Annotated in this window: 17 protein-coding genes; 9 read left to right on the forward strand and 8 right to left on the reverse strand. The window is 43.4% G+C overall.

The window, feature by feature from the left end:
- The first annotated feature begins 224 nt into the window (after window positions 1–224).
- The 3 genes from vsple_RS14770 (at window position 225) to vsple_RS14780 (ending at window position 3,769) form a co-directional block, all read left to right on the forward strand.
- Window positions 225–848: a helix-turn-helix domain-containing protein gene (locus vsple_RS14770; protein ID WP_261883657.1), complete on the forward strand. Its 624-nt coding sequence runs from the start codon at window positions 225–227 to the stop codon at window positions 846–848.
- 466 nt (window positions 849–1,314) lie between these two features.
- Window positions 1,315–2,448, forward strand: coding sequence for a glycine cleavage system aminomethyltransferase GcvT (gene gcvT / locus vsple_RS14775; RefSeq protein ID WP_255231893.1), 1,134 nt, complete (start codon window positions 1,315–1,317; stop codon window positions 2,446–2,448).
- A gap of 211 nt (window positions 2,449–2,659) precedes the next feature.
- Window positions 2,660–3,769: a S1 family peptidase gene (locus vsple_RS14780; protein WP_261883658.1), complete on the forward strand. Its 1,110-nt coding sequence runs from the start codon at window positions 2,660–2,662 to the stop codon at window positions 3,767–3,769.
- On the opposite strand, the gene vsple_RS14785 is transcribed toward vsple_RS14780, so the two are convergent.
- Complete coding sequence (locus vsple_RS14785) at window positions 3,749–4,060, reverse strand: hypothetical protein (RefSeq protein ID WP_261883659.1); 312 nt, start codon at window positions 4,058–4,060, stop codon at window positions 3,749–3,751. The two genes, vsple_RS14780 and vsple_RS14785, sit on opposite strands and share 21 nt — an antisense overlap.
- A gap of 199 nt (window positions 4,061–4,259) precedes the next feature.
- On the opposite strand from vsple_RS14785, the gene vsple_RS14790 reads away from it, so the two are divergent.
- Complete coding sequence (locus vsple_RS14790) at window positions 4,260–4,577, forward strand: helix-turn-helix domain-containing protein (protein ID WP_261883660.1); 318 nt, start codon at window positions 4,260–4,262, stop codon at window positions 4,575–4,577.
- Between the two features lie 39 nt (window positions 4,578–4,616).
- Here the strand turns inward: vsple_RS14790 and arfB are convergent, their stop codons facing one another.
- Entirely contained in the window at window positions 4,617–5,027 is a 411-nt protein-coding gene (gene arfB, locus vsple_RS14795; protein WP_261883661.1) for an alternative ribosome rescue aminoacyl-tRNA hydrolase ArfB, read from the reverse strand.
- 102 nt (window positions 5,028–5,129) lie between these two features.
- Here arfB and vsple_RS14800 point away from each other — a divergent pair, with 102 nt between their 5' ends.
- Window positions 5,130–5,735, forward strand: a complete 606-nt coding sequence (locus tag vsple_RS14800) for a beta-phosphoglucomutase family hydrolase (protein WP_261883662.1) — start codon at window positions 5,130–5,132, stop codon at window positions 5,733–5,735.
- A gap of 128 nt (window positions 5,736–5,863) precedes the next feature.
- Here the strand turns inward: vsple_RS14800 and vsple_RS14805 are convergent, their stop codons facing one another.
- The 4 genes from vsple_RS14805 to vsple_RS14820 form a co-directional block, all read right to left on the reverse strand.
- The gene (locus vsple_RS14805) at window positions 5,864–7,768 is read right to left on the reverse strand and encodes a sensor domain-containing diguanylate cyclase (RefSeq protein ID WP_261883663.1); all 1,905 of its coding nucleotides are present in this window, start codon (window positions 7,766–7,768) and stop codon (window positions 5,864–5,866) included.
- Between the two features lie 196 nt (window positions 7,769–7,964).
- Window positions 7,965–9,713 (reverse strand): formate--tetrahydrofolate ligase, encoded by a 1,749-nt coding sequence (locus tag vsple_RS14810; protein WP_261883664.1) that lies wholly within the window; start codon window positions 9,711–9,713, stop codon window positions 7,965–7,967.
- A gap of 252 nt (window positions 9,714–9,965) precedes the next feature.
- Window positions 9,966–11,270 carry an inosine/guanosine kinase gene (locus vsple_RS14815; RefSeq protein WP_255231885.1) on the reverse strand — a complete coding sequence of 435 codons (1,305 nt, stop codon included), beginning with the start codon at window positions 11,268–11,270 and terminating at the stop codon, window positions 9,966–9,968.
- 135 nt (window positions 11,271–11,405) lie between these two features.
- Window positions 11,406–11,879, reverse strand: coding sequence for a CreA family protein (locus tag vsple_RS14820; protein ID WP_255231884.1), 474 nt, complete (start codon window positions 11,877–11,879; stop codon window positions 11,406–11,408).
- A gap of 250 nt (window positions 11,880–12,129) precedes the next feature.
- Between vsple_RS14820 and vsple_RS14825 the strand changes: the two genes are divergently transcribed.
- Window positions 12,130–12,624: a hypothetical protein gene (locus tag vsple_RS14825; protein WP_255231883.1), complete on the forward strand. Its 495-nt coding sequence runs from the start codon at window positions 12,130–12,132 to the stop codon at window positions 12,622–12,624.
- Window positions 12,625–12,938: 314 nt separating this feature from the next.
- On the forward strand, window positions 12,939–13,664 hold the full coding sequence (locus vsple_RS14830) for an HAD-IA family hydrolase (RefSeq protein WP_255231882.1): 726 nt from the start codon (window positions 12,939–12,941) through the stop codon (window positions 13,662–13,664).
- Between the two features lie 419 nt (window positions 13,665–14,083).
- Here vsple_RS14830 and vsple_RS14835 read toward each other — a convergent pair whose 3' ends face one another.
- Together vsple_RS14835 and vsple_RS14840 are read right to left on the reverse strand one after the other, a co-directional pair.
- Window positions 14,084–15,511, reverse strand: a complete 1,428-nt coding sequence (locus tag vsple_RS14835) for a methyl-accepting chemotaxis protein (RefSeq protein ID WP_261883665.1) — start codon at window positions 15,509–15,511, stop codon at window positions 14,084–14,086.
- A gap of 147 nt (window positions 15,512–15,658) precedes the next feature.
- Window positions 15,659–16,897: an aromatic amino acid transporter gene (locus vsple_RS14840; protein WP_261883666.1), complete on the reverse strand. Its 1,239-nt coding sequence runs from the start codon at window positions 16,895–16,897 to the stop codon at window positions 15,659–15,661.
- Between the two features lie 473 nt (window positions 16,898–17,370).
- Here vsple_RS14840 and vsple_RS14845 point away from each other — a divergent pair, with 473 nt between their 5' ends.
- Together vsple_RS14845 and vsple_RS14850 are read left to right on the forward strand one after the other, a co-directional pair.
- Window positions 17,371–17,499: a hypothetical protein gene (locus tag vsple_RS14845; protein WP_255231879.1), complete on the forward strand. Its 129-nt coding sequence runs from the start codon at window positions 17,371–17,373 to the stop codon at window positions 17,497–17,499.
- Window positions 17,500–17,579: 80 nt separating this feature from the next.
- A complete protein-coding gene (locus vsple_RS14850) occupies window positions 17,580–18,191 on the forward strand; it encodes an acyl carrier protein phosphodiesterase (protein WP_261883667.1) in 612 nt (203 codons plus the stop codon).
- Window positions 18,192–18,237 lie beyond the last annotated feature (46 nt).

Raw genomic sequence — 18,237 nt, forward strand, 5'->3', positions numbered from 1 at the left:
AAATCTGTCATTTAATGCAAGCTGAAGTAGCATCTCTTCATCTAACAAGTCGATAACATAGCGTCGTTAAATCCAATTTTCAATAAAAATTTCCAATAGGAAACAGATTTTCTTGTTTTGCTACTCGGAGCACGCTTTATTTTGTTGCGTGGTCTTTAATCAACAAAGCGCTTCATGCAACAATGAATTCTATAGACAGGATGCAGAAATAAAACGAGGGACCTATGTCAGAAGACATCTATGATGAGTACCCATCTTTGACACTGGCGAAAGAGACGCCAGACCAAAATATTGAGCCGTTAAAATTAGGACAGCGCATTAAAGATATCCGTAGCAAATTGGGTATTACATTAGAAGAAGCGAGCCAAAGAACTGGCCTTGCGCGTTCCACGCTCAGCAAGATTGAAAATGAGCAGATATCTCCTACCTTCCAAGCAATGCAAAAGCTAGCGATGGGTTTGCAGATAGATATGCCCCAACTCTTTGAGCCACCAAGAAAAAAAGTCGCCACTGGTCGTCGTGATCTAACCAAAGCGGGAGAAGGAAAACCGCATCCAACTCCCACTTACGAACATGAGCTATTAGCAACGGAATTATCGAACAAGAAGATGATGCCATTTAAGAGCCGCGTTAGAGCGCGCGCGTTCGAGGAGTATAATGATTGGGTACGCCATGATGGTGAAGAGTTTCTTATGGTCATTTCGGGTGACATCATGTTCTACTCAGAATTCTATGAGCCTATCCCGATGAGTGAAGGGGATAGCATGTATTATGATGCCAATATGGGGCATATGCTTATCTCAACTAGCACTGAAGATGCTCTGATTCTGTGGGTGACTGCAAAATAACTGGATAGTTTTTAAATTTCCTATAGTGAAGGCAAACGTTTGCTTTTGTGGCGAACGTCTTTCAATTGGCGTGATATCGATGGTAAAAACATCAATATCACGCTTTTTTGTATCTACAATATTTGTTTTCAAATTGTTAAATGTCACATTTTGGACTGTTTTGATCTTGTTAAGGGTGTAAAACTGATTCAGGCTTGTTTACTATAGTGAACACGGTTTACTCATGTTGATTGATGTTTACTGAAGTGAATTATTGGAAGGCGGCCGAATGTGTCTATTTCGCTATTTTTTGGATTTTCTATACAGAGCACTCTTCTCATATAGAAAATCCATAGATTGAGGCCATATCGCCACTTCCTACTTTCTAACGGTTCTTATCTTAGGTGAAAGATAGAGAGCAACTCTACATAGAGATATAAGCGGCAGCGTCGATGTTGGATACCTGCAACGCTTCATGGAGAATAAAATGACTCAAGAACAAGCAACTCAAGACCTGTTAAAAACACCTCTACATGCCCTGCACGTAGAAGTTGGTGCAAAGATGGTTCCTTTCGCTGGCTACGATATGCCAGTTCAATACCCACTCGGGGTTAAGAAAGAGCACTTACACACGCGTGACGCAGCAGGTCTGTTTGATGTTTCTCACATGGGCCAGTTGCGTCTTCACGGTGAGAATGCAGCAGCGGCTCTAGAGACGCTAGTTCCAGTAGACATCATCGACCTGCCTTCTGGTAAGCAGCGTTATGCGTTCTTTACCAATGAGCAAGGCGGTATCATGGACGATCTTATGGTAGCTAATCTAGGTGACCATTTGTTCGTTGTGGTCAACGCGGCTTGCAAAACACAAGACATCGACCACCTAACCGCGCACCTTCCAAGTGATGTAGAGCTTGAAGTGATCGACGACCGTGCTCTACTTGCATTACAAGGTCCTAAGGCATCTGAAGTACTGGCTCGTTTCCAACCAAGCGTCGCGGATATGCTTTTCATGGACGTGCAAAAAGTCGACATCGATGGTGTTGAGTGCATAGTAAGTCGCAGTGGTTACACGGGTGAAGATGGTTACGAAATCTCAGTTCCAAATGAGCACGCTGAAGCACTTGCTCGCAAGCTGACCGCAGAAGCTGAAGTAGAATGGATTGGCCTTGGTGCTCGCGATTCACTGCGTCTAGAGTGTGGCCTGTGTCTATACGGTCACGATTTAGATACAACAACGACACCGGTAGAAGCAAGCCTACTATGGGGCATTCAAAAAGTTCGTCGTACTGACGGTGAGCGTGCTGGCGGTTTCCCTGGTGCTGATATCATTCTTGAGCAAATCGCGACCAAAGACGTGCAACGCAAACGTGTTGGTTTAGTTGGTCAAACTAAAGCCCCCGTACGTGAAGGTGCTGAGCTGTTTGATGCTGAAGGCAATAAAGTCGGTGTGGTAACGAGTGGTACTGCTGGTCCTAACGCGGGTAAGCCGGTTTCAATGGCGTACGTTCGCACTGATCTTGCTGCTATTGGTACAGAAGTCTTTGCTGAAGTTCGTGGTAAGAAACTACCAATGACAGTAGAAAAAATGCCATTCGTACCTCAGCGCTACTACCGTGGCTAATCATCAATATTATTAACTGATTGTTTTCTTTGACCCCTTATTATCCCAATGTTTATCTGGTCGATAATAAGGGGTTTTGTTTTTGTCTAACTTATTGAACATCATGAGGATGATCGACATCTGATCGTTAGATTAGTTAATGTTTTACAATTTAAGCCGCTATACTGAAGGGTATTCAATAAGTGTATCCTGAAGGTGTAGGAGAGTGGAAATGAAAAGCGCACTATCGAAGAAATGGATAATGGCAGGCGCACTTCCTCTGATCGGAAGTTTTGCTGTGTGTGCGGATACCACAGACACAATCACTCCACCCAATGCCAATTTAGAATCCAATATTGAGATTACCCCTTATATTGTTAACGGCAGTAATGCTTCGGTGTCGGATTTTCCCTCTATAGCTGCTCTTTTTATCGATAGCCTCGAATACGATAACTTCTATTCAAGTAATCCATATTGCGGTGCGACGATTCTCGACCAATACCATGTACTTACTGCTGCTCACTGTATCTATGGTAACGAAGCTGCACAGTTGTTTACTACCGTTGTACCTCAACTCGAAAACGTAAATGACTACCCTTTCGGCAACATTCAACGTTACCGCGTCACTGAAATCTATTATCGAAACGATTACGACAACAGGCTGAGCCAACTGCTGGCAAACGATATCGCAATTCTAAAGTTATCGGAAGCGATGAACATTGATACAGTGAACGATATTGTTAAGCGTCCAAGCAGTGAGGCCTACCGAAGCACGTTTGGTGCACCCGAATTCGTGGCGATAGGTCATGGTGATACGTCTTCAGGCTTTGATGCAACAACGCGACTCCAGCAAGTTGACCTTAACTTAGTTAGCAACTCGGTGTGTCGAACTGTCTTTACCAATGGTTCAGCAATCACTGATAGACAGATATGTTTTGATGGCGATTTTAGCTCTTTTACGCAGTTACGTGGAGGAACGTGCCAAGGGGATTCGGGTGGTCCGGTATATTGGAAAGATGGTTCAAGCTACGTTCAGGTAGGTATTACTAGTTTCGGTCCAAGTCAATGTGGGGATCCAAATGCTGGAGCGACTTCTGTGTTTACTGAAATTTATGACTATCGTTTGTGGATTAACAGCGTGCTTAGTGGCTCTGAAACACCACGAGCAACATCAAGCGATTTACAACGCACGACTTATTTAAATCAGCATGGAACCATTCAGTCGGAGAGTGGCTCAAGTGAAGCGGGCGGAGTGTTGTCTACGCTATGGCTTGGAGTTCTTCTTGTATTAGGGTTAAGAAGAACTCACTCTATTCGAATCTTACGAAGTTCTGGACGATAACCTTTCCAATAACTCATCAATTTCTAAGATCGCTTTGTCTATGTGTAAAACACCTAATCGAGCGATCTTTTTCTCTTCTGGTGTCAGTGAATTAAAGCCTTTGTCCACCTCTGCTTTAGTTAGGCTGTGGCTGTGAAGTAGTAACTCCTTGCAAGTGAGCAGTCGAAATTGAACTGCGGTGATTTCTGCGATTGGGTTACGAGTGTCTAGCAACTGTTTAATACAGGGAAATATTATTCTGAAGCGATCTGCAATGTCGTTTTTTGCATCGCTAGTTTTTGCATTTTGCAATTTATTTGGTCTTCCCAAGAGTTATTTTAGTTTGTTTGTTTCTTGCGCCAAATTTATTAACTAACGCAAGTTGATTGAAAAATAATATATTTTAGGTGCCGCATCATATGCCACTGTGCGTTTATGTAAATAGTTTATACCCAATTTGGTCTGCTTTTTGCTGAAAATAGGACATAGGTGTCTTTTCAGGGGTAAGAGTATGTCGAATGAACCCATAGTGATGGCAATTGTTGAACGAAGAAAACGAGCCAACCTTTCGCAAGAAAAACTCTCGTCGATGGCCGGGATGAGTTTGAAAACATATCAGAGGATTGAAAGGGGCGAAGCCGATATCAAAATGTCGCAGTATCGATCGTTAACGCGATCGCTAGCGATATCAGATTTAGATCTTGTGATGGATACTTTAGACGCAAGTCAAACGACGGTTAATGATGTAGCAGCCGTGTCTAGACTCCTAACGGACAAGCAAAGAAAGCTGTTGATAAAGCTGATCTTATCCTTAACGAAAGAGCAGTAATCTTTACGGCTATACTAAAGTGGGCGATCCAAATATCGCTTAATTTACTCGGCCACGCAGCTGCTTGGTGTTACTACGCTGTTTTTTCTTTTCTAAGCGCTTCTTCTGAGAAGATTTAGTCGGTTTGGTAGCACGTCTAGTCTTGGTCACTTTTGTTGCTTCTAGGATCAAGGCCTTTAGCCTATTGAGCGCATCCTCTCTGTTCTGTTCTTGTGTTCTGAACTGTTGCGCTTTAATGATGATCACACCCTCTGTAGTGACACGGCTGTCTTTTAACGCTAATAGTCTCTCTTTGTAAAAATCAGGTAGGGTAGAACGATGGATATCAAAGCGCAGATGGATGGCACTAGATACTTTGTTCACATTTTGCCCGCCAGAACCTTGAGCACGAATTGCGGTAAGTTGAATCTCCCAAGCTTGTATTGAGACGTTATTCGATATTTGCAGCATAACGATTGATAAATATTAAATTGATAAATGTAAAAAAATGTTGGCTCATGATACTCGTAATTGGGTATGGTAGCAGTAGTTTTATTTTAGAGTGACAAAGCGATGACGATTGATCTAACGAAGTACGAAGGCTTAATTTTCGATATGGATGGTACCCTGATTGATACCATGCCGGCACATATCCAAGCGTGGCAGCAAACGGCTAATCATTTTGGATTTGAATTTGAAGCGTCTTGGTTACATAGCCTAGGTGGTATGCCGAGCTACAAGATAGCGGGCGAAGTAAACGCAAAATACGGTTTGAGTTTGGATCCGAAAGCGGTGTCGGCATTTAAGATGGAAGCGTTTTCTAGTATTGAAAATAAAGGCAATGTGATCTCGTGTACCCATGATTTATTGTTAGAGCATTATGGAGAAAAACGACTGGCGGTGGGAACGGGTAGTCAGCGTAAAAGTGCAGAAAGCCTGCTTACTAAGACTGATATTTTGCCTAAGTTAGACGCCTTGGTTACCGCAACCGATGTTGAGCGTCACAAACCTAACCCTGATACTTTTTTAGATGCATGTAGAGGAATGGGCTTGTCACCCGATCAATGTGTTGTATTTGAAGACACGGATCTGGGGAAACAAGCGGCTCACGCGGCGAATATGGACTGCATTATGGTCGTCAAAGGTGAGCAATTGATGTTCTATCCAAGGCCTGATTGATACGATTACTTTGGAATGAAGTAATCAGTATTAATACCATTGAGGCGAGCTAAAAATGGCTATTACTTCTATTTCCTGAAATTGGAGACGATCAGTAAGAGCCATATTTATGTCTAGCTATTGATATGCTAAGCGATTTGCTCCATTTCACTGTCAAGGAACAGGCAGATGGTATTTCTTCCATTTGCTTTCGCTTCATACAGCGCCAAGTCTGCGCATTTGTAGCTGAGTTTAGAGTCATGAGTTAGATTGGTTACGCCACCACTGACCGTGACTTGGTCATCAAACTCCAGCGATATTGCAACCCTCAGACGATTCAGCACACTGTAAGCTTCGTTTGGCTTAGTATGAGGAAGTACAATACCAAACTCTTCACCGCCAATACGCGCTACAAAATCGGTTTCACGACACTCTCTTTGTAACACTCCAGCGACGACTTGAATCACCTTATCGCCATAGTCATGCCCAAAAGTATCATTGATACGTTTGAAGTGGTCAATGTCGATAATGGCTAAACAAGATTGTTCAAACTCAGGGTAGCGGGCGACGCGGTTACACTCATCACGCAGCTCTTCATCAAATTTTCGGCGATTCCAACAACCAGCCAGACCGTCTTTTTCACTTAGGTTACGCAGTTTGTTTTCTAGCTCTTTGCGTTTGCTGATATCGACAAATGACGCAACGTAGAACTGAATGACATTGTTTGAATCTTTGATCGTCTGAATTCTTAAGATTTCCGTAATCAGAGAGCCGTCTTTGCGACGGTTGATCACTTCGCCCTCCCACATACCGCGCTCATTAATGATCGCCCACATACGCATGTAGAACTCTTGATTATTCTTCCCAGAAGCGAACATTGAAGGCTGTTTGCCTTTGACCTCTTCTAAGGTATAGCCGCTCATACGAGTAAATTCGCGATTAACCTTAATGATGCGATTGTTTCTGTCTGTAATAACCAACGCAGACATGCCGTTCATGGCCGCTTTAGCCAGTTGGCTCTCAATACTGTTCTTCTTATGGTTGATGTTCCAAGCGACAAAAGCACCAGAGACGATTGAGATGAGTATCGAAAGAGTGGCTAGCTGAATGATGATTGCTGTATATTCATTTTGGTATTGCTCACGAAGTTGTTGATTATCAACGTGCAACACCATATATACAGGCCCTTCTAGCTGTTCAATACTAGGGCTGATATCCTCGTAGAAATACCAATCTGTACCATCAAAATAACTGTCACTACGTTGCTGTCGAATCTCGTTCCAAAGCTCTGGATGAGTCACAGCGTAGGTTTTGTCTGCACGAGCATCAATAAGATGACCAAAGGCTTGGTCTGGAACTGGAGACATCAATATATGGCCTGAGCCGTTAATCAAGATGGGTTGTGCCAGCGAAGAGCCAAAGGTGTATTGAAGTCGTTCGTATATTTCTACCATGTTCAAGTTGACAATGAAGTAGCCAACAATACGACCTTCTATTGCAACTGGAGTCATGACTCGTAGTGTAGGAAGCAGGGGCGTCACTGGTTCACCGTTTTGATACTCTAAGTCGATACCAAAAGACGCTATCTCGCCGACTTTTAACTGCTGCACTGCAGTGAAATAGTCGCGGGACGCCTTGTTTTGCAGCTCACTCTCAGGAACAACGCCGGCTTTTCCGTCGTGATAGTTGATGCGTATTGTTTCGTTGCCTTCAAGGTCGAGGTAGCGAAGTTGAGAGTAGTATTTTTGCCCATTGGCCAACATCAGCCAGAGATCTTGTAGAGCTTGGATGCTATCGGTTGAAGCTGATTGTACAGCACGTTTGAGCGTGGATGATTCAGCAATGGCAGGAATGGTGTTAGAAACTTCACGCATGACTAAACCCAGTTCGTGAAAACTGTATTCAATTTGATTTTGGCTAGCCTGTTTAATGTTCGTGTCGTATTGCGCTTTTATGCGATCAAATTCGGAGTTGATGTATAAAGCGGGAACTATTCCGAGGGCTAGGAGAGTACAGAGAAATTGGCCTAAGAGTCTTTTTATGCTTACTTTCATTACATTCCCCAAAGAATCAGCGCAATACTATAGATTTCATGGGGGTATTAATGTGATCTTTACCCAGAACTTAAGAGCTCGATCTCCTAGGTGAGAGGTATGTGTGCAATTTGTTGCTTTTGTGTGCAAATTTCAGGTTATCTTACACTCACCGTGACGATAACCTGCAATTTGCTGTTTCAAGCGCCTATAAACGCTAACTTAAGCCTGTAATTTCGCCATGCTCGTTAATATCTAAAGACATAAACGCTGGTCTATCAGGAAGCCCTGGCATGGTCATTACGTTCCCACATAACGCATAAACAAATCCTGCACCTGCACAGAGTTTGAGTTCTCGCACAGGAACATCAAACTGAGTTGGGGCGCCTTTAACATGTGCTTCCGTCGAAATCGACAATGGTGTTTTAGCTAGACATACCGAAAGGTGGTCAAAGCCATGCTTTTTGAACTCTGTCAGTTGCGATTTGGCTTTGTCAGACAACGTCAAACTGGCTGCGCCGTAACCCACTTCCGCGACAGCCATCAATTTCTCTTCGAGTGACTGTTCTGTTGTATACAGGGGCTTAAATTGTGCAGGTTTTTCGCAAGCTGCGACGACCGCTTTGGCTAAATCCGTTGCGCCTTCTCCGCCTCTACCGAACGCCTCGCTCACCGCCACTGATATGGTGTCGTCGTACTCACGGATCATTGTGGCTAGTTGCTCGAGTTCTTGGTCTGAGTCTTGTGGGAATCGGTTGATAGCAACTACAACAGGAACGCCATATTTCTTAACGTTATCAATATGCCATTTAAGGTTTTCAAAACCCGCTACAAGAGCATCAGGGTCGTCGTGGAAGATCGAATCAGGTAGTGGTGTACCTGGCCTTAAATCGTACACCCCCGAATTTGCTTTTAGGCCTCTAAGCGTTGCTACAATCACTGCGCAGTCTGGTGACTGTTTGGCGGCAGTAGCTTTGATATTGCATGCCTTCTCAAAGCCCATATCAGAACCGAAACCACCTTCAGTTACGACGTAATCTGCCAACTTGAGGGCGATATTGTCAGCAATGATCGACGAGTTACCATGAGCAATATTGGCAAAGGGGCCTGCGTGAATCAGGGTAGGGACGCCTTCTAATGTTTGCATTAATGTTGGCTCGATAGCATCCTTCATTGTCACTGTCATTGCGCCAGCAACTTGGAAGTCTTCAGCTGTTAGTGGCTCACCGTTTCGATTGTAAGCCAATACAATGCGTCCGATGCGTTTACGCAGGTCTTGTAAGTTCTCTGCGAGCGCGAGAATGGCCATAAGCTCTGAGGCAGCTGAAATATCAAAGCCGTCTTCACGCTCAAAGCCATTAATGGTTTTACCGTCTTCGTTTTGACCGATGGTAACCATACGTAGAGCACGATCGTTATGATCGAGAACCCGTCGCCAAACGACACGTTGAGGGTCAATATTGAGCGCTTTTAAGCCAGAGCGTTGTTCAAAGGCTTCCGTTCCTTCTCGCTTCTCATGATACAAACGAGCGTCGATGGCTGCCGATGCAAGGTTATGGGCCGCGGTAACAGAATGAATATCTCCAGTAAGATGGAGGTTCAATTGTTCCATAGGGGCGACTTGCGAATAACCACCGCCCGCAGCACCGCCTTTGACCCCAAATACTGGCCCCATTGAAGGTTGACGAATACATGCCATTACTGACTGATTAATCGCTGCTAAACCTTGGCTCAAACCGATTGTTGTGACGGTTTTCCCTTCACCAAGTGGCGTTGGTGTAATTGCGGTAACAAGGATCAGCTTACCTTTTGGTTTCTCTTCGAGACGCTTTAGGCTTTCTAAAGAGACTTTCGCTTTGTGCAATCCGATAGGTTGGAATTCTTCAGTGGTTAAGCCCGCACCGAGAGCAATATTACGGATGTTCTTAAGTGAAGAGGAGCGGCAAATTTCAATATCAGACAGCATATTAAATCCTTATGTTGAAACCGATAAGGTGGTACGAAAACGTTTGCGTGGCGATAATACTGTATAAATCGACTATGTAAAGGCTAAACACGCGAAGTATGTGCTGGAAGATACCAGATTTAGTGAGTCATTGCGCGAGATCAAATCTAGTGATGACAACTCATCATGGTTACTGAGGTCTCCTATTGAGTCAGTCGAAAATAAAAAGGGTTGCATAGTGCAACCCTTAATAGAAAAACGTAGAACCTGTGATTAACGATCCCAGTATGCTTCTTCTAAGCTGTCTTCACGCTCTGGAAGCGCGCGACCAAGGCGCGGAGAGTGTTGTGTTAGAACTTCGTAACTTACACGGTTAGCGTACTTACAGATCTGTGACAGCGACGAGTAAGTCATATAAGGTTGATCATGTTTAGACGAGTTTGGCACGTTCATGTAGTGGTGGCTATTTGCAGCCATATCATGAAGCAGGGCAGACAATGCAGCATCACCCGCGCCATTGGTGTTCTTAATCTCTAGCGGACCACCAAGGTAAGGTCCAATGTGAGAGTACACTTTAACGGGATTGTTACAGTCTGCCTTACGCATCGCGCGGCTAAATTCATATTTATTAAATTCTGGGATGTTTCCTGGAAGAAGAGGCAGCTCAGTTTCACGTTTCGCTGTCTCGTCTGTGTAACCTGCCATGTATAGGCCAACAGGACCTGCCGTACACAGAACTAAATCTACCCACTCCAGCGCTTTATCAGCTGCAAGTAGAGGATCTTTCTCGCCGGTTAGTGCTTGGCCTTCCTCTTCGTTCATCGCAATGATAGAGATATTCTCTTTGATGTAGTCTTGCCACCACTCAGCGTTACCTTCGATTACCCACTTAGTGCCTAACGTCAGTACCACTGGCACGTTGTTTTCTTTAGCAATCTCGATAGCACGAGCGACCGCTTTTGGCATTGGATCTTCTGGTTTACCACGCATTAGGTATGAAGAAACCACCAATGCAGAAGCCTTTTCAAATACATCTTCAGGGATGCTATCTGGACGCAGGTTATTCATTTCACCTTCGTTGATCGCAAACGTACGCTCACCATCATCAGAAATAAGGGTGTAACAACGACCGATAGAGCCTTCGACTGTCTGTAGATGGTTTAAGTTCATACGTGAAGAAGTGCGGCATAGGTAACGGTATGCAAATGAACCAACTTCGATATTACGTGACATAACACCTAGAAGTACCGATTTGCTGTCTGCTAGCACAGAGTAATTGTGCAGAGTATTACCAATGGTATCACCTGGATATTGATGCGTGATTAGACCGCTCTCTACAAGTTCTTCGTATAGGGCATCAGCTTTGCTCTCTTCTAAAACGAGAGAGTGACCTTTACTCAGCTCGTATTTAGCAAGGAACTCATCAGAAACACGCGCTTCGATATCTACAATTGTTTGACCAACACCAACAATAATCGGGCGAAACAGTTTTGGCGTTTCCTTCATCTGGTTGATGAGTGGATCACGGGCGTGTGTAGGGAAGTAGTGCTTAGATTTGCGCTGTCCAGGAAATTTCATAAGAAAATTACAGTGAGAAAATTTTGCCGCATGATATCACAGTTTTTTGTAATATCTTTCATTTTTATTACATTCAGACTCACCTGTACATTGTGTGTACAGGTGAGCGGATAGCAGAAAACGAGTGGCTTATTTTTACTTTTCAGATGATGTTGCCGGCTCTATGTAAGCATCGGTGCCCCAAAGTGGAACAGTTGAAAGACTGTGCTTGAAGCTACCTTCTGTCTCCTTGGTTGTGTAAGACAGATACAGCAAGGTTTGGTTGTCTGCATCGTAAATGCGTCTTACCTTCATTGTCTTAAAGAAAATGCTTTTTGACTGCTTGAAGACCACTTCACCAGACGCGCTCTTATCTATTTTCGCAATCATCTCAGGAGTGATATCGCCCGTTTGACGACATGAGATCGAGCTGTCACTTGGGTCTGCCAGTGAGAAATCCGCCTTGATAGAAGCGATGTGACAGGTGACTCCTGGGATTTTTTCATCGTCGAGGTGAGAGATCTTAATATCTTTCAAAGTGAAGAAACCAAGTGATACGTCACCAACTTCGTTATCTGAACAACCAGCCAACATGGTTATAATACCTAATGCGATTAGGGCTTTTTTCATAAGAAGTCCTTTTAATTTATAGAGTTCTAATTACTATAAGGAGTATTGAAAGCTTGAATACGAGTGTAGAGCTTTTCGCTCTATTCGAAAAGGTAGTATTGGGAGAACCTTAATTTATGAAGCATTTAAAGTACTTGTTGGTAGTCACGATGCTCTGTATGCTCTCTGCTTGTAGCTCGGCGCCTAAGGCGACCGTATGCCTTCCAAATAATTGTGATATTTGGGGATACTAAAAGTAGGTAGTAAAAGAATGAATAATGAAATACCTGAAATCGCGCTGAAAAAGAACGCGTGGTTGGCAAGTCAAGTGGATGTTGCTTATCCGGCGAAAGAGAGTTTGCTTGGTCGAGATGTTTATCAAGCCAACCTTGCCAAGAAAAGCTATCAACTGCTTCCTTCAAATCAAACTCCTTCCCATATTGAAGAAATTCACAAAGTCGACTTTCATAAGCTCACCGTTTTATTCTCGCTTAATCAAGCCAGCGTTTATGAAAGTGAGTTCGATAAAACTCATATCCTTGAGTTCTTGAGCCAAATTATCTTGTCTGACGAATATCAACTTTATATAGGAACCCTTGGTTCTGATGTCGTAGCCAGTGCAATTGTTACTGTCGAAGAAGACGAAGTTCTGATTTCGGATATCGTTAACCAAGCGGGGCAGGATACAATAGGTTTTGCTCATCAACTCGTCTCATTACTAGAAAGTTCGATAACTCCCAATACCAAGGTGTGGGTGGAAAGTTAATACAAAAAGTGGGAGTGCGCTCCCGCTATAACCGGCTATTACCACTCGTTCACTGATAAGCAACTGTCTTTACTTCACATTAATGTCACGTCTTTGTGTTTAAATTATCAACAAATCCTCCCAATAGACTGCTTTTGTCGCAAGCTTAGGATGATAATGCCTATAAGTATTTTATAAATAGGGTTATTAAGGTGATCTGTCGCATATTTCGCGAAGTTAATTAAGTGGTTTTGAGTAAAATGCTACCTCAGTCATGCCTGATAAATCCATATGTCTATAGGATGAAAGTCGAACTTTAGGTAAGTGGTGTAACGATGAGATTAGAGCAAGTAAAGTGTGTGATATTTGATTGCGATGGAACATTGATTGACAGCGAGAAGCTGTGTTGCCAAGCGTTGGTTAACGTTTTTGAGCAGTTCAATGCTACTCTGTCACTTGAAGATTGTTATGCGCATTTTCAAGGCGGAAAGCTGGCGGACATTTTAATGGACACACAGCAACGCTTAGGGCTTTCAATCTCTATCGATATGTTAGAACCACTTTACCGCGCAGAACTTGAGGCTCTTTTTCAGCGATTTTTAAAGCCAATGAATGGTGCTAATGAACTGATACAGTTTCTCAAAAGTCAAGGTGTTGAATTCTGTATTGCGTCGAACGCGCCAAAAGAGCGAGTTGAATCTTCTTTGGCGATGACGGGGATGCTTGATGATTTCAAAGGCAAAATCTTTTCGGCGTTCGATGCCAACAGTTGGAAACCAGAGCCTGATTTGATCATGTATACAGCGATGAACATGGGGTTTTTGCCGAATGAATGTATTTATGTCGACGATACAATAAAGGGGATTGAAGCGGGAGTTCGAGCCGGTATTCAATCTTTCCGTTTAAGACCCAACTTGCCGAGCACTTTGGTGAGAGGCCCTAAAACTGACTCCGAAGAGTCAGCTGCTATTGATATCTATAGCCTTGAAGAGATCTCTGCGTGGCTCAGTGGCAAGCATTGCTCAATTGATACACCATACTCTGGTGCTTTGGTGGGGTAGTATTAGGTTGGATGCGGACGATTTTAGTAAATTGTTTGGTGTGAAACCCACAAGCAGCACAAGTAAATTTCTCTCCACAGCTTGAAAGTAGATACTCGTCATGTTGGCAAAGCGGGCATGTAATGTCATTAGTTGGTGCGTCTGTTTTATTCATTATGTCACCTGCAGCAAGTCAAAAAGCGATAACTTCGCTCTATTAGATTACCTCTAAGCTCAATTTTTAAACAGGCTTCTTACTTAAGTTTTGCTCAATTGCGACTGAGTTCATGCTATTGATATTACATTAGCAAATCATTATACAGTTTGTTGTTTTGGGAATTGCTGGGACGAACACCCGAGCTTGTCCCTAACGAGTGGTAAAAAAGAAGAACTCCGAGGAGTCCTTCTTTGGTTTTTCAGTTTCTAATCAAAGCAAAGCCTTAAGTTCGGTATTTCGCTAAGGTCTTTGACAGTGAGATAGAAGCCCGAGTTAGATTCGAAACGCCATTAGAGGTGTTTTGAGCAACTTCCTTAATGACATCGGATTGGTTGCGGATGTCGTTCAACTCGGCTGCAATATTATTTGCTACGTTGCTTTGCTCGTCGGCAGAAGAGGCGATTTGTGCACTCATATCCATTAAGGCTTGAGCTGAATCAGAGATCGCGTTTACGTCGTCACCAATATCAGATATCAACTGACTGCTTGCCTGTGCCTGATCTACTGTCTGCTCTGTGATCTTGGCGATATTCTGACTCTCTTGTTGTAAGCGTTCAATCATTGCTTGGATTTCTACCGTTGCTGATTGAGTGCGGCTTGCAAGTGTACGAACTTCATCGGCAACAACTGCAAAACCACGGCCTTGTTCACCAGCACGAGCAGCCTCAATAGCCGCGTTCAGAGCGAGTAGGTTAGTCTGTTCTGAAATGGCATTAATGGTGGTGATCACCTCGTTGATTTGGCTTGTGTTAACGTTAAGGCTCGTTACAGACGACGACGCCTGCTCAATCAGAGATGAGAGCGTGGTAATCTCTGCGATTGCTTGTTGCACTTTACCGTGACTTTGGTTAATCGCTTGAGCGCCGTTTTCTGTCTGTTCGGTTGAGCGTGCTGCAATGTTTGATACTTCGTTAGCAGATGCTGTCATCTCGTCCATAGCGGTTGCAACCGAGTCAAGAGACGCGTGTTGGCTGCTAATTTGAGTTTCACTGCGCTTTGCTTCTGCTTCGAATGAAGAGGACGTCTCACTGAGTGTCGCTGCACTTTCATTGACGCTGTTTACAAGCTCGCTCAAAGTGTCCATAGATCGGTCTAGTGCACAACCAATTGTACCGAACTCATCACGACCTGGGTGGAAACCAAGGCGAGAGCTTAGGTCGCCATCACCAATCTTTTCTGTGGTTGAGTAAAGTACCCAAAGCGCGCCACCAATGAAAGTTGCAACCCAGTAGCAGAAAATGCCGAAAGGAACACACCACAAAAAGCTGAGTAAGAAAGTATTCAGTGCGCTTTGCTTCTGTTCGGCGACATCGGCTACAGGAAGAGTAAGTGAATAGTATTGGCGATCTTGACCCTGTTGAGTAGCAGTTACAGAGCCGTTATTGTTGATTGATGTTTCTGTCAAAGTCGCCCGTGAAGAACGGGTTAACAGACTTGACTCTGGGGAGCTAGAAACAGCTAGCATACCTTTGAGTCGTTGTTCAGCTATGGTCTTTGCATTCTGTTCAATGTGATTGAGCTGATTGAGGTAAGTATTCGTTGATACGCTGCCAAGGGCGACTAAAAATATGAGAAAAATAACCCACATCTTGTCGTTAATCGACATCTTAATGAACAGTTTGTCGATCGTTCGAAACTGTACTTCTTTCATGATAACTCCACGATAATTCCTTTATCGAGGACTTTAAATAACCGCACGTAATATAAATGTGATCTGGGTCGATTGTTTTTGAAATTAAATGATAACTAATTTCAATAATTGGAACCCAGATCAATCATTTTTGATGAATTTATCAATTTAGCCGAGTGAAGGCAAAATACCACCAGAAATCATAATTTGAATCGCAATGATGATCATACCAACAGTACCTGCCATAAATAGTGCTAATTTTCCGCCCGCAACTTGGTAAGTGGTAGCGTTGGAGTAAGTGGTAGCGCTTGAGTCCTGAGGTTGCTGCTGAGTAAAACGGACTTTGTAGACCATCACGGTAGGCAACAGAATGGCTAGTACTGCTAGGGCAATTGCTGCGTATCCAAGTGCCATGATGAACCCTTGAGGGTAAAACAGTGCGAAAATCAGTGGTGGAACGAAGGTCACTAGCGCTGTTTTTATGCGCTTGCCTTGACCCAATTTGTCATTTAGAGAGTCACCCATAAATTCAAACAGACCTAAGCTTACGCCAATAAAAGATGTCAACAGTGCTAAGTCGGCAAAGACACCCACAATCATACTAAGGTTGGATTGCTGTACGATTTCAGAAAGTGATACCAATAACGCACCTAAGCTAGAGTCATTCAAAAGCTGCTCTTGGCTAATTACACCTAGCGTTACACTTTGCCAAAACACGTAAATGATAAGAGGTAATGCTGAACCCACTACCATCACCTTGCGTAGAGAGCGCACATCGCCATCTAGGTAACGAACGATAGAGGGGATGCTACCGTGAAAGCCAAAAGATGTGAATACAACGGGAATCGCAGCGACAATTAGACCTTGTTGCAATGGCATACTCAGCAGGTATTGAGAGGTTACATTTGGAGCAAGAAAACTCAGCACTAGTATCATTGCAATTAGCTTTAAGCCAAATAGAACGCGATTAACTTTGTCAACACTGTGTGTACCAATCGTTACAACAGTCGCAACGATGACAGTGAAGAGCAGTGTCGTAAGTTGGTTACTTATCTCTAGCCCAGTTAACTGCATAACGCGTTGATTAAACTGTGCGCCGCCACCAGCGATGTAGGCAGCACACAATGCGTAAAACAGGAACATTACAGCAAAGCTCGCTATCCACTTACCTTTATTACCGAGAATGTTGTGCGCCAAAGTGTGAAGTGTTGCGTCAGACTCTGCAAATTGGTGTAGCTCGACCATAAGAAGAGCCGTGAATGCCATCAGTGCCCACAGGCCGATCATGAGAAGAAGTGAAGTTGAAAAACCGATACCAGCAGAAGCAAGAGGAAGTGCGAGCATGCCTGCACCAATCGTGGTACCTGCGATGATCAAAGTACTACCGAAAACCTTTGATTTATTCATTGTATATAATTCTTTACGTTATGTGGTTTTTTATTGGCTGATACACTAGTTTCGTTGTCTATAGCCAATAATAATATTGGATTGGTGCCATTTTGTGGGACTTTTATGATGAATGCAAGACTAAATGTAACTTTAAATATCCACTGTAAACTAAATTATACAATATGGGTGGTATAATCCGTGTGATGCGCAATGCAATCGTTTATCTATGATCTGATTCATAGTTTGATGAAGAAAAGATTGAGTAGTTTGCATGTGACCAGTAATAGTGTGGACGCGCGACCCAACTTAGGAGATAAGGATCCCATAGCGCGAATGCCGATTTAGAGCAGAGGTGTGCTGCTCAAGAAAGTGCGCATTAAATTTGTTGGGAAACACGGAGTGTCTTCATAAATCTGTCATATTTAACACACAATATGGAGACACTTAGTTGTAGGGGCGAAAGCCCATGATAAGGAATAGAAGGGCACAATATGAGTGACCAATATTTTAATGACGAAAGTCTCGAGCTGTTAGATGCGATGGAAATTGGTATCGACCTTTCTGATTACGAACAGGCAGTTCAGCAATTAGCCGAAGAGATGTTTAGCTCGTCAAACTAACCTCCGTCCTCATTAAAGTTGGCTAAGATTAGGGAGTACGTTTACTATGTCTCCAATCGGCTCTACTTTAATGAGGTTCAATGAACTTTCTTGCCCATCTACATATCGCAAACCATTGTCGTAGTGACTTAGCAGGCAATCTGCTTGGCGATTTTGTCAAAGGCGACCCTTCAAAGCGTTATTCTCAGCCCTTAGTCGATGGTATTCGACTGCATCGTTTTGTCGATAGTTATACCGATTCCCATGTGATCTCTAAACAAGCGAAGACACTGTTCAGAAAAGAGACCCAGCGTTTTGCCCCAATTGCGCTTGATATCTTTTGGGATCACTGTTTAGCCACAAACTGGTCAACGTATTCTAACTCTTCACTTAAACAATTCTGTAAGAATTCACATAGTAAGATAAGCCAAGATTCAGAGGCGCATTGGCCCGAGAATTTTCTTTTGGTCCATCAGAAAATGTCGCAGCAACGCTGGTTAGAAAGTTACGAATCGATGGATTCAATTTCTGTGGTCTTAGAGAGAATGTCTTTACGAAGGCCAAGACTTGGCGTACTGAAAGAGTGTTTTAATGACCTCTCTGTTAATTATGATAAGTTGCAGTGTCACTTTATTCAGCTCTATCCGGACGTACTTGAGCGTGCTTGGCAGCATCGGCAACAGCAAATTGAAATGTTAGCAAAGAAAAATTAATGACAAAGGTAAACAGTTCCATTGGGGTTTGCTACAATCCGCGCCT

The organism is Vibrio pelagius (genome assembly GCF_024347575.1).
GTDB lineage: Bacteria > Pseudomonadota > Gammaproteobacteria > Enterobacterales > Vibrionaceae > Vibrio > Vibrio pelagius.